The sequence below is a fragment of the Mesorhizobium sp. C372A genome (assembly GCF_030323245.1).
Taxonomy (GTDB): Bacteria; Pseudomonadota; Alphaproteobacteria; order Rhizobiales; family Rhizobiaceae; genus Mesorhizobium.
In genome coordinates, this window is the sequence record NZ_CP100475.1 from 4741486 (window position 1) to 4753907 (window position 12422).

The 12422-nt window shown below is 62.5% G+C and carries 11 protein-coding genes; 4 read left to right on the forward strand and 7 right to left on the reverse strand.

The window, feature by feature from the left end; genetic code table 11:
* Positions 1-30 precede the first annotated feature (30 nt).
* On the reverse strand, positions 31-1341 hold the full coding sequence (gene urtA / locus NLY42_RS22810) for an urea ABC transporter substrate-binding protein (RefSeq protein WP_023688643.1): 1311 nt from the start codon (positions 1339-1341) through the stop codon (positions 31-33).
* 311 nt (positions 1342-1652) lie between these two features.
* Between urtA and NLY42_RS22815 the strand changes: the two genes are divergently transcribed.
* Entirely contained in the window at positions 1653-2048 is a 396-nt protein-coding gene (locus NLY42_RS22815; RefSeq protein WP_023688644.1) for a hypothetical protein, read from the forward strand.
* Between the two features lie 117 nt (positions 2049-2165).
* Positions 2166-4079, forward strand: coding sequence for a PhoX family protein (locus tag NLY42_RS22820; RefSeq protein ID WP_023754911.1), 1914 nt, complete (start codon positions 2166-2168; stop codon positions 4077-4079).
* A gap of 62 nt (positions 4080-4141) precedes the next feature.
* Here NLY42_RS22820 and NLY42_RS22825 read toward each other — a convergent pair whose 3' ends face one another.
* The 3 genes from NLY42_RS22825 to NLY42_RS22835 form a co-directional block, all read right to left on the reverse strand.
* On the reverse strand, positions 4142-5713 hold the full coding sequence (locus tag NLY42_RS22825; protein ID WP_023754912.1) for a GMC family oxidoreductase: 1572 nt from the start codon (positions 5711-5713) through the stop codon (positions 4142-4144).
* Positions 5714-5764: 51 nt separating this feature from the next.
* Positions 5765-6289 (reverse strand): twin-arginine translocation pathway signal, encoded by a 525-nt coding sequence (locus NLY42_RS22830; protein ID WP_023688647.1) that lies wholly within the window; start codon positions 6287-6289, stop codon positions 5765-5767.
* Positions 6290-6369: 80 nt separating this feature from the next.
* Positions 6370-6765 carry a VOC family protein gene (locus tag NLY42_RS22835; protein ID WP_023684616.1) on the reverse strand — a complete coding sequence of 132 codons (396 nt, stop codon included), beginning with the start codon at positions 6763-6765 and terminating at the stop codon, positions 6370-6372.
* A gap of 220 nt (positions 6766-6985) precedes the next feature.
* On the opposite strand from NLY42_RS22835, the gene NLY42_RS22840 reads away from it, so the two are divergent.
* Positions 6986-7288, forward strand: a complete 303-nt coding sequence (locus NLY42_RS22840; RefSeq protein ID WP_023670924.1) for a ribbon-helix-helix domain-containing protein — start codon at positions 6986-6988, stop codon at positions 7286-7288.
* 5 nt (positions 7289-7293) lie between these two features.
* On the opposite strand, the gene NLY42_RS22845 is transcribed toward NLY42_RS22840, so the two are convergent.
* Entirely contained in the window at positions 7294-8004 is a 711-nt protein-coding gene (locus tag NLY42_RS22845; protein ID WP_023754913.1) for a purine-nucleoside phosphorylase, read from the reverse strand.
* Between the two features lie 84 nt (positions 8005-8088).
* Positions 8089-10659, reverse strand: a complete 2571-nt coding sequence (gene cckA, locus NLY42_RS22850; protein WP_023754914.1) for a cell cycle histidine kinase CckA — start codon at positions 10657-10659, stop codon at positions 8089-8091.
* 205 nt (positions 10660-10864) lie between these two features.
* Here cckA and NLY42_RS22855 point away from each other — a divergent pair, with 205 nt between their 5' ends.
* Positions 10865-11581, forward strand: a complete 717-nt coding sequence (locus NLY42_RS22855) for a flagellar biosynthetic protein FliO (RefSeq protein WP_023706175.1) — start codon at positions 10865-10867, stop codon at positions 11579-11581.
* 176 nt (positions 11582-11757) lie between these two features.
* Here NLY42_RS22855 and dksA read toward each other — a convergent pair whose 3' ends face one another.
* Positions 11758-12174, reverse strand: a complete 417-nt coding sequence (dksA, locus tag NLY42_RS22860) for an RNA polymerase-binding protein DksA (protein WP_023673491.1) — start codon at positions 12172-12174, stop codon at positions 11758-11760.
* Between the last annotated feature and the right edge of the window lie 248 nt (positions 12175-12422).

Below are 12422 nucleotides of genomic sequence, written 5' to 3' on the forward strand. Positions count from 1 at the left end.
GCGTCCACGATCGGTCGGTCCCGGGAGGGATCAGTTCGTGCCCTTGCCGCCGCATTTGCCGGTGGCAACGTTGAAGTTGCCGCAGGACAGAGGCGCGCGCCAATCCGAAATCAGGTCCTTGGAATCGGGCAGATAGTCGGACCATTCGTCGCCCATCACGAGGCCGGGCGTCTGCGACACGGTCTCGAACTGGCCGTCGGCCTGGATCTCGCCGATCAGCACCGGCTTGGTGATGTGATGGTTCGGCATCATGGTCGAATAGCCGCCGGTGAGGTTCGGCACGGACACGCCGACCATGGCGTCGATGACCTTGTCGGGATCGGTGGTGCCGGCCTTTTCGACCGCCTTCACCCACATGTTGAAGCCGATATAGTGAGCTTCCATCGGGTCGTTGGTGGTGCGCTTGTCATTCTTGATGAACTTGTGCCAGTCGGCGATGAACTTCTTGTTTTCGGGTGTGTCGACGCTCTCGAAATAGTTCCAGGCAGCGAGATGGCCGACCAGCGGCGCGGTATCGAGACCGGCCAGTTCTTCCTCACCGACCGAAAAGGCCATGACCGGGATGTCCTCGGCCTTGATGCCCTGGTTGCCGAGTTCCTTGTAGAACGGAACGTTGGCGTCGCCATTGACGGTCGAGACGACGGCGGTCTTCTTGCCGGCCGAGCCGAATTTCTTGATTGCGGAGACTTCGGTCTGCCAGTCGGAGAAGCCGAACGGCGTGTAGTTGACCATGATGTCTTCGGCGGCGACGCCCTTGGCCTTCAGATAGGCCTCGAGGATTTTGTTGGTGGTTCGGGGATAGACGTAGTCGGTGCCTTCCAGCACCCAGCGCTTCACCGAGCCACCGTCCTCGCTCATGAGATAATCGACAGCGGGAATCGCCTGCTGGTTCGGGGCGGCGCCTGTGTAGAACACGTTGCGCTCGCTTTCCTCGCCCTCATACTGGACGGGGTAGAACAGGATGTTGTCGAGTTCCGAGAACACCGGCAACACCGATTTGCGCGACACCGAGGTCCAGCAGCCGAACACGGCGGCGACCTTGTCCTTCGAGATCAGCTCGCGCGCCTTTTCGGCAAAGAGCGGCCAGTTGGAGGCCGGATCGACAACGACCGCCTCGAGCTTCTTGCCGAGCAGACCGCCCTTGGCATTCTGCTCTTCGATGAGCATCAGCATGGCGTCTTTCAGCGTCGTCTCCGAAATCGCCATGGTCCCCGATAGCGAATGCAGAATGCCGACCTTGATCGTGTCTTCGGCGGCCTGGGCCGGAGACGACATCGACAGGCCGGCGGCGACCACGCCGGCCGAAAACATTTTTGTTATTGTGGAGAAATTACCCCTCATACCGAAGACTCCCAAGCTGTTTGATTGCACCGCGATAATGCAATGCAACTGCCGTGCCAAACGCAAAGGCGCCGCTCACGAAGATGGAATAGCCGAGCGTTATCAGCCGGTTGGTATATTAGCCTCGAGAAAACAGTGGTAGCCGGCGAAAATTGATTGAGGCAAATTTGCGCAGCGCACATGGCTTTTGCCTAATTTTTGCCCAATTGAGACAAATGCCTAGTTTTTGATCTCCGGCCGTGTGTTCCGGGCTAACAATGTTGCGGTACCGCGCAAAAATAGGGCAAGCTCGCCTTCAAAAGAGTGACGTCATGACATCTCGCACCTCATGCATTTCCGGCATCCTGCTGCTGATGGCAACGAGCGGCGCCGCGCGCGCCGATTTCAGCGAGGGCAAGCTTCCGGACGGCACCTATCATTGCGAGGTCTATTTGCTCGGCGCCTTCCTCAACCTCGGCGACATCACTATCAAGGGCAATGTCTATAGTGGTCCGGTGACATTCGGCACCGCGACGCAAGGCTACAACTATCAGATGAATGCCAATGGCGAGATCACCTGGCTCGGGCCGCTGGGCGGCTATACCACCGGTGGCAACTCCGTCTCCATGACACAGGCAACACTGGACGGCGAGACCGCCCCGTCATTCGACATCATTCTGAAGCAGCCCGACGGCGCCTTCACCGCCTCGACCTGCACCAAGGGCTGAGCGATGCGTAGTGCCGCGCCCAGTTGCGGCAAAACCTTCCTCTTATGTCATGTGAATGTTGCCTAGGCAGACTAGGGCAACGGTGCGCCGTAACATCCACCCTGAGAGGCAGACACCATGGCCAATGCACCGTCTTCATCCTCCCCCGTCATCCGCGAAATCATTGCCGAGCGCGTCTCGCGCCGGTCTCTTTTGAAAGGCAGCCTCGCCTCCGGCGCGCTGATTGCCGGCGGCAGCTTTGTCGGCTCCTTGTTTGCCGGCGAAACGCATGCCGCCACAGCGCAGTCGACGCTCGGCTTTCCCGAGCTGAAACGGGTCTACGGCAAGACCCATGCCGCCGCCGAAGGCTATGAGACGACCATCGTCGCGCGCTGGGGCGACCCGCTTGCAGCCGGCCTCGCCGAATTCGACGGCAACAAGGTCGCGGCGGAGGAACAGGAAAAGCGCTTCGGCTACAATTGCGACTACATCGCCTTCATGCCGCTGCCCAAGGGCACGGTGAATTCCGATCATGGCCTGCTCTGCGTCAACAACGAATACATCTCGCCCAATGTGATGTTTCCGGGGATGACCGAGGGCGATGCCGGCAAGACGATGACCAGGGAACAGGTCGATCTCGGCATGGCCGCGATGGGCCATTCGATCGTCGAGGTGCAATTGAAGGACGGCAAGTGGGCAAGCGTGGCGGACAGCCCGCTCAACCGCCGCATCACCGCCAACACCGAAATGACCGTTTCCGGACCGGTTGCCGGCCATGCGCTGATGAAAACTTCGGCCGACCCGACTGGCACGAAAGTGCTCGGCACCAGCTATAATTGCAGCGGCGGTTTCACCCCCTGGGGTACGGTGCTGACCTGCGAGGAAGGCGTGTCCGACATTTTCGGCGGCGACCCGAAAAAGGCGCCGACTGCCGACCTGCTCGACCGTTACGGCTTCGACGGCTCCGACATCTATGGCCGCGGCCGCTTCCATGACCGCTTCAACCTCGACAAGGAACCGAACGAGGCCAACCGCTTCGACTGGGTGGTCGAGATCGACCCTTACGATCCTCAGTCCAGGCCGGTGAAGCGCACGGCACTTGGCCGCATGTCGCATGAGGCCTCGACCGTGGTCCTCAACAAGGACGGCCGCGTTGTCGTCTATATGGGTGACGACGACTATTTCGAATATATGTACCGCTTCGTCTCGGCCAAGGCCTATGACAAGGCCAACCCGGCCTCCGGCGCCGATCTGCTCGACGATGGCGTGCTGTCGGTCGCCCGCTTCGATGCCGATGGCTCGATGACGTGGCTGCCGTTGGTGCACGGCCAGGGCAAGCTTACCGTCGAGAACGGTTTTGCCGACCAGGCCGAGGTGCTGTTGAAGACGCGGTTTGCGGCAGATGCGCTCGGCGCCACGCCGATGGACCGGCCCGAGGACATCGAGACCAATCCGGTGACCGGCCGCGTCTATGCGGTGATGACCAAGAACAAGAAGCGCGACCAGTCAAAGGTCAATCCGGCCAACACGCGGCCGGAAAATCTCTGGGGCCATATTGTCGAACTGATCCCGCCCGGCGGCCGCGGCGCGGACGCCGACCACACGGCCGAAAACTATGCCTGGGACCTGTTCGTGCTCTGCGGCAATCCCAGGGATGCCAAGGTCGGCGCCACCTTCCATCCGGATACGTCGGACAATGGCTGGTTCGTCTGCCCCGACAACATCACCTTCGATCCGGCCGGGCGGCTGTGGGTGGCGACGGACGGCGCCAATGATTTCGACCTGCCGGACGGCGTCTATGGCGTCGACACCGAAGGTGCGGCGCGCGGCCTGCCGAAGCTGCTGTTCACCTGCCCGCACGGCGCCGAAGCGACCGGCCCGTGCTTCACGCCGGACGGCTCGACTTTGTTCCTGTCGGTGCAGCACCCTGCGGAAGATGCAGAGACGCTCGACAAGGCGCAGACGCTGTGGCCCGACTTCAGGGATGGCCAATTGCCGCGGCCGTCCGTCGTCGCCATCCGCCGCAAGGACGGACAGCCGGTCGGCGCATAGTGTCCTAGGGAAAAGGGCGGAACGCGCCATGCGCGTTCCGCGTAGCGATCCGGGAGGACGGCTCAGATCGTCTTGGCCGACATTTGCGAAGCGATGTATTCGGCCTGGCGGATAGCCAGCGACACGATCGTCAGCGTCGGATTTTCAGCCGCACCGGTGGTGAACTGGCTGCCGTCCGACACGAACAGGTTTTTGATGTCGTGCGCCTGGCCGTGCTTGTTGACGACGCCGTCTTCCGCCTTTTCACTCATCCGGTTGGTGCCGAGATTGTGGGTTGAGGGATAGGGCGGCGTCGGGAAGGAGCGCGTCGCGCCGACCGCATCATAAAGCGCTGTGGCCTGCTTGTAGGCATGGTTGCGCATCGCCGTGTCGTTGGGATGATCATCGAAATGCACGTCGGCGATCGGCATGCCGTGCGCGTCCTTCTCGTCCTTGTGCAGCGTGACGCGGTTTTCCGCGCGCGGCATGTCCTCGCCGACGATCCACAGGCCAGCCATGTGATCATAGTGGTCGAGCGCGGTGGTGAAGGAACGGCCCCAGCCGCCGGGATTGAGGAAGGCGGCCATGAAGGGCAAGCCGAGCGACAGCGTCTCGAATTCATAGCCGCCGACAAAGCCGCGTGAGGGATCGTGCCGCGCCTCGTCGCGGATAATGCCGGCCATGGTGGTGCCGCGATACATATGCACCGGTTGGTCGAAGATGGCGTAGACCGAACCGGTGGTGTGGCGCATGTAGTTCTTGCCGACCTGCCCCGACGAATTGGCAAGCCCTTGCGGAAACTTCGCTGACTCGGAGTTTAGCAGCAGGCGCGGGCTTTCGATCGAGTTGCCGGCGACGGCGACAATGCGGGCCTTCTGTTCCTGCAGCTTGCCGTCCTTGTCGGCATAGACGACGCCGGTCACCTTGCCTGAGGCGTCGTGGTTGATCTTGATCGCCATGGCATTCGGCCGGACTTCGAGATGGCCGGAGGCCTCGCCCTTGGGGATCTCGGTATAGAGCGTCGACCATTTGGCGCCCCATTTGCAGCCCTGGAAGCAGAAGCCGGTCTGTTGGCAGGAGTTCCGGTCATCACGCTCGACCGAATTGATTGCCATGTTGCCGGTATGACATTCCTTGTAGCCGAGCTTGTCGGCGCCGGCCTTGAGCACCTTGAAATTGTTGTTGCCGGGCAGCCGCGGCCAGCCATTGGTGCCGGTGACGCCCATCTTGGCTTCCGCCTTGGCGTAGTACGGCTCCATCTCGGCCAATGTGACCGGCCAGTCCAGCAGGTTGGCGCCTTCCAGCTTGCCGTAGGTCGAGAGCGTCTTGAACTCATGCTCCTGGAAGCGCAGCGAGGCGCCGGCCCAGTGCGTGGTCGAGCCGCCGACCGATTTGACTATCCAGGCCGGCAAATTGGGGAAATCCTTCGACACCCGCCAGTCGCCGGACGTCGTGCGCTTGTCCGTCCAGGCGAGTTGGCTGAAGGAACCCCACTCATCATTGATGAAATCCTCGTATTCGTGGCGCGCGCCGGCCTCGAGGATGACGACATCGACGCCTTTCTGGGCGAGTTCGTTGCCGAGCGTGCCGCCGCCGGCGCCGGAGCCGACGATCACGACCACGCCATCGTTGTTGAGATCAAATGAAGCTGCCATGGTTTCCTCCCATGAATTCCTGTTTGCCGGGTTTCAGAACGACGGAAGGGCTCAGAGCCACTCTATGTCGTCGAAACCGCGCGCGATGTAGCCGCCCTTGGAGTAGGATTCGCCCTCGTAGCCGAAGATCGGCCACACCTCCTGCTGGTTGTAGAGGCTGACGACGAGGCCGCCGCGGATGGACTGGAAGAACGGCGTCGCGTCGATCTGCTGCAGCACGGCGACGCGCTGCTCCTCCCAGCCGAGGCCGCGATAGCCGCCCTCGCCCGACTTCTTGTCGAGGTCGGCGATGCCGTCTTCGATCATCGTCTTGTAGGCAGCGTCCTTGCCGGCCTGCTCGTCATGGCCTTTTACGGCGATGGCGTAGTATTTGTCGGGCACCTGATCGTGCGGATAGATGTCGCGCGCCATCTGGATCAGCGTCGCCATGGTTTCGGGCTTGAGCGCCGATGTCTCGAGCCCCCAGGCATTTTCAGGGCTGATGACGGCGCTGCCGGAAATGACGAGCAACGCGCCGATGCCGCCGCGTTTGAGAAGTTCACGACGTGAGAGCCTCGCGTCATAGATCGTGACCATTTGTTCCTCCCTGCTTGCTGTTTGCGCCCTTGAACAGCGCCGTTGCTGGCGCCGCGCGGCTGAATGCGGCTGATAATCCCCTACTGGAAGCGCCCTCCACGCTGCAGAACCTCGATCTTGTAGCCGTCGGGGTCCTCGATGAAGAAAAAGCGGGCGATCAGCGATCCGTCGCGGTTGAATTCGACGATCTTCTTGGGGTTGAGGCCGAGCGCGCCGATCCGGTCGTGTTCGCTGTCGAGATCGGACACCGAGACCGCCAGATGGCCGTAACCGTCGCCAAGCCCATAAGGCTCGGTGCGGCCCTTGTTCACGGTGAGTTCGAGCTCGAACCCCGTTTCGGCGTTGGCAAGGTAAATCAGCGTGAATGTCTCGAAATCCAGCCTGTCGGCGACGTCGAGCCCGAAAGCGTTTCTGTAGAAATCGACGGATCTGGCCTCTTGGAGAACCCGGATCATGGAATGGATTGCCTTCGCCAAATCAGTCTCCGCCGCTGCATGTTGGAGGCGATTATGGGCGGCACGCGCGAAAGGTGGTGGCAGCCGGTTACCACGGCTAAATTTGCAATCGCTGCTATGCCAGCGCCTAAAGACGAAAGTCCGATTGCCGATTCGGCCCACAAGGCCGAACATGCAGGGACAACGACAACTTGAAGGCGCGACACGCTGCGCCCAAACCCAACAATATCGGGAGGTAAGGATGTGCAGGGTTTTTGCCGGGCAGGATCCGGAAGGCTATCGACAGATCAACCGGTCGATCCGCATCGACGGTCACTCTACGAGTATCCAGCTTGAAGGAACGTTCTGGGCGCTGCTTGACGAAATTGCCGACAGCCAAGGCCTGACGACGCCGAAGTTCATCTCAAAACTCTATGACGAGGCGATCGAGATCAACGGCGCCATTCCCAACTTCGCGTCGATGCTGCGTACCACCTGCGCGCTCTATCTGCGCGGTCACCGGCCAGACATGGATGAGCTGACGCCGAAGCGCGAAGCGGCCTGAGGAAGCTAGCCTTCCGCCGCAACGTCGAGCCCGAGCCGCGCCATATCGGTGAACAGCGCCTGACGTTCGGAATAGGCAGTCTGTTCGCCGGTCACGATGTTGTCGACGACGGTCAGCAGCGACAGCGCGCGGACGCCGAAATGCGCCGCGATTCGGTAGAGTGCGCTGGTTTCCATATCGACAGCGAGAGCGCCAAGCGCCTGCGCTTCGGCAAAGCGGTCGCGCCCTTCAGGGTGGTAGAAGACATCGCTGCAGATGGTCAGCCCGGCCTGGTGGTCGATGCCGAGCTGGGCGGCGCAGGCCAAAGCGTGGGCGAACAGGCCGGGATCGGGCCCGGCGGCAGCATCGTAGAGGCCGAAGACCTGGCCGCTTTGGTCGCTTTCGGCGCGCACCGACTGCGAGATCACCAAGGAGCGCAGCGGCACGCGGGGTGTCAGGCCGCCGCAGGTGCCTGTGCGGATCAGCGTTTTTACGCCGTGAACATCCAGGAGTTCATGCGCATAGACCAGGAAGGACGGGACACCGATGCCGGTGGCCTGGATGCTGATGGGACGGCCGCGATAGAGACCGGTGAAGCCGAGTGCGCCCCGGCGGCGGTTGACGCAGCGCGGCGCCTCAAGAAATGTCTTTGCCATCCACTCGGCGCGTTGCGGATCGCCCGGCAACAGCACCGTTGCGGCATAGTCGCCCCTGGCAGCCTCGTTGTGCGGCGTCACGACATGCTCCCCAAAACCCGCCGCCCGTTTCGCCTGCAATCATGGCAGTGTCACGTCATTGCGCAAGCTTTGAATTAGGGCGCCCTAGGACTCCAATACATCCTTGACCACGGTGGCCAGTTGCTTGAGGGAGAACGGCTTCGGCAGGAAGCCGAATTGCGCGTCCGGCGGCAGGTTTCTGGCGAAAGCGTCTTCGGCATAGCCAGACACGAAGACGAACTTGATGTCGGGCTGGCGCTTGCGCAGTTCGCCGAGCAGCGTCGGTCCGTCCATTTCCGGCATCACCACGTCGGACACGACGATATCGACTTTGCCGCCGAGCGCCTCGAAGACTTCCAGCGCCTCGACGCCCGAGGAGGCCTCATGGACGGTATAGCCGCGCGAGGTCAGCGCCCGCGAGCCGCCCATGCGCACGGCGTCTTCGTCCTCGACGAGGAGCACAGTGGCCGAGCCCGACAGGTCCTTGGCGCTGTCGGCGGCTTTGACGGGCGCAACCGGCGCCTCGCTGACGTCGCCGGGCTTCTTCGCCTCCACGATATGGCGCGGCAGGAAGATGCGGAAGGTCGAGCCCTTGCCGACTTCGGAATCGCAGAAGATGAAACCGCCGGTCTGCTTGATGATGCCATAAACCATCGACAGGCCAAGGCCGGTGCCTTTGCCGACTTCCTTGGTGGTGAAGAACGGCTCAAAAATCTTCTTCAGCACGTCCGGGGCAATGCCCGAGCCGCTATCCTCGACCTCGACCACGACATAGTCGGCAGGCGTGAGCTCGCGGTAGGAGAAGCTCTTGCATTGTTCGGCGGTGACGTTGCGGGTGCGTACGGTGAGGTCGCCGCCGGCCGGCATGGCGTCGCGCGCGTTGACGGCCAGGTTGACCACCACCTGCTCGAACTGGCCGATATCGACCTTGACCGGCCACAAATCGCGGCCGTGGTCGACCTTCAGCTTGATCTCGTTGCCAACCAGGCGGGCAAGCAGCATCCGGAGATCGGCAAGCACGTCGGTCAGGTTCAGCACTTCCGGCCGCAATGTCTGCTTGCGCGAGAAGGCGAGCAACTGCCGCACCAGCGAGGCCGCCCGGTTGGCATTCTGCTTGATGTTCATGATGTCGGGGAAGGACGGGTCCGACGGCCGGTGATTGGTCAGCAAAAGATCCGACGCCATGATGATGGCGGTCAGCACATTGTTGAAGTCGTGGGCGATGCCGCCGGCGAGCTGTCCGACCGCCTGCATCTTCTGGCTCTGCGCCATCTGGCCCTCGAGCGCCTTCTGCTCGGTGGTCTCGACGGCATAGACGATAGCCGATTCCTCGGCGCCCTCGCCGGTGCCGTCGGCGACGGCGTTGACGTAGAAGCGGATGTGACGCTCCTCATTGCCGGGCAGCAGCGTGTCGATCGGGTCGATGTCGGCCTGCCTCAGCCGCGCCTTCTCGAAGGCGGCGGCAAAGGCCGGCCGGTCGCGCTCGTGGATCACGGTGTCCAGCCGCACGCGGCGGTCGACCGCGTCGCCGTCGACGACGGAGGAAAACAGCGACAGGAACGGCGCATTGGTGCGCAGGATGCGGCCGCCATTGTCGACGGCGGCAATGGCCATCGGCGTCGAATTGAAGAAGCGAGTGAAGCGTACCTCCGAAGCCCGAAGATCGGCCGATGCGTCCTCGCCCTGCGTGCGGTTGAGCACGATGGTGCGGGTGGGACCGTTGGTCCCCTCGCGGCTGGCCGAGACCCGATGCATGAAGCGCACCGGCAGCGCCTCGCCGGTCGTCGTCGTAAGATCGAGATCGATGACGGCGTTGCGGGTGGTGCCGGGATCGGCCTTGACCGAGCGCACCAGCGCCATGCCGTCGCCGGCGACGATTTCCGGGAGTGTCACGGCGCCAGGGGTGAAGCTCGCCAGATCGATGCCCAGCCATTCGGCGAGCGTGGCGTTGATGTAGGTGACACGGCCTTCCTGGTCGGCCGAGAAGAAACCGGCCGGCGCATGGTCGAGATGGTCGATGGCCTTCTGCAAGTCGAGGAAGAAACGCTCCTGCTCGGCCCGTTCCTGCGAGATATCGGCAAGCTGCCAGGCAAGCATCGGCAGGCGCTGACCGGGAACGCTGAAGGTCCGGGCCCGCGCCCGGTACCAGCGCGCGCCGGGCTCGGCGCCCGGCCGGATCGACTGTGCTAGCCGGAACTCACCGTCGCCGGCCTGGCCATCGCGCAAGCCCGAGGCCAGCCGGTATATGGTCACCGAAGCTTCGGGGACATCGGAAAGCAGGCCTTCGACCGTCTTCAGATCGGCGGCCGACGCAGCACCGGTCATCTCGGCGTAGGCCCGGTTGGCGTAGACGACGCGGCCCTTGGTGTCGGTGACGATCAGGCCCTGCGACATCGAATCGACGAAGGCCTTCGACAGTTCGTCCCCGGTCGAACGCGGCGCGATCTGCACGAAGCCGATGGCCGTGGCGAACAGGAAGCCGACGCCGATCATGGCAAGCACGCCCAGCATGCCGAGCAGGAACGGATCGCCAAGACGCTCGCGGAAAATGCCGAAAACGATCGCGGCCCCAGTCAGGACGATGATGAACACGATGAGCCGGGTAACCGCGCCTGGCCGCGTGTTCTGATCGACGATCGGTACCGGATAGAAATCGCCGCGCGTTTCCCTGGCCATATGCCCCCTGCTCGTGAGTTGTCCGACACCGCCCCCGGCCGGTTGAATCACATTCTCCTAATCCGGAAAAGGCCTTGGCGGCAAATGTCGGATAAAAATGACGCGTCGGTGTTTTCAAGCTGTTCACGAAGCGTGAAGGCAACTTGCGGTGGCTGGCCGCAACGGTCTAGTGTCCCTCCACTTCAAAAGCCGATTGGGGGCACCGATGCAGTGGCTGGATAATGTGGCGGGTCCCGGATATGCCGCAGCGCTGCTGTGGACGTTTGCTGCCCTTGTCCTGCTGGTCATCGTGCTCATCATCATCAGGCTGATCCGCAACCTGACCTTCGGCACCTTCGTTGCCGGCGGCAGGAACCGCAAGACACGGCTGGCGGTCATGGACGCCACGGCAGTCGACAGCCACCGCCGGCTGGTGCTCATCCGTCGCGACGACATCGAACACCTGCTTTTGATCGGCGGCCCAACCGACGTTGTCGTCGAGCGCGATATCAGGCTTGCAGCGCCACGCCGTCCGGCATTGACCGGCGATGGCGGTGTTGGCCAGCAGCAACAGGCGCCGCGTCCGCGCGCAGCACAACCCGCTCCGGCCACGCCCGCAAGGCAGGCGCCGCCGCCGCAACCGGTAAGGGCTGCTCCGGCCGCCGTTCCGCCGCGCCAGGCCGCGCCGGCGCCGAAACCGGCTCAAATCTACCAGGCGAGCAATGTGACACCGCTGCCGGCCTATGGCTCCGCCGCCAATACTGCCCGGCAGGCCCCGCCACCGAAGCATGAGTCCATCGACGATACCCTGATGCGGGAGCTCGAGGTCTCGCTCGACGATTCGCACCCCAAACCGGCAAGCAAGCCGGCTGCGAAGGCACCGCAGTCTCTCGACGACGAGATGACCAAGCTGCTCGGCGAACTCGCCAGCCAGAAACGATAAAGCCCGGCGAACCGTCACATCTTGCCGATTCCCGATCGAACGCCGCTTAAGCGTGTCGCACAAATCCGTTCAGCGCGACGCGCTTTAACTTCGTGCGATTAAACCCTTCGCTAAAAACACAAATGGCCGGGAAACCCGGCCATTTCGATGAAACAGTCCTGCCTGACGGCAGCGGCTCAATCGTCGCGATAGACCTTCTCGCGGCGTTCGTGGCGCTCCTGCGCTTCGATCGACAAGGTCGCGATCGGACGCGCGTCGAGACGCTTCAGCGCGATCGGCTCGCCGGTTTCCTCGCAATAGCCGTATGTGCCTTCATCGATGCGCTGCAGCGCCGAATCGATCTTTGAAATGAGCTTGCGCTGGCGGTCGCGGGCCCGAAGCTCGATGGCGCGGTCGGTTTCCGAGGAAGCACGATCGGCGAGATCGGGATGGTTGGCGTTTTCCTGCTGCAGGATTTCGAGAGTTTCGCGCGCTTCGCGCAGTATGTCGGTCTTCCAGGTGACGAGCTTCAGGCGAAAGTAGGATTTCTGCCGTTCGTTCATGAACGGCTCGTCTTCGGAGGGTACGTAATTGGCTGTAACGATATCGTTCATTCGACTCACCCAACAACCCCAAATTTGGCGCCTATATATTCGTGCAGAGAAGGCTGCACAAGCGTAATCCGCGCGCGTTTCACGCAATTGTTAATGCCGTGCGGGCGATCCGTAGCAAAGCCTTCCACAGCAAGGGCGCGGGCGAATTCGCACATGATTCGCTGCGCTTGGGCGTCGCCGCCCATTGTGCCTCAGGCCTTTCTCGTGGCTAATCCAGTTGTGTCATTGGTGGGCAGCACACCATTGGG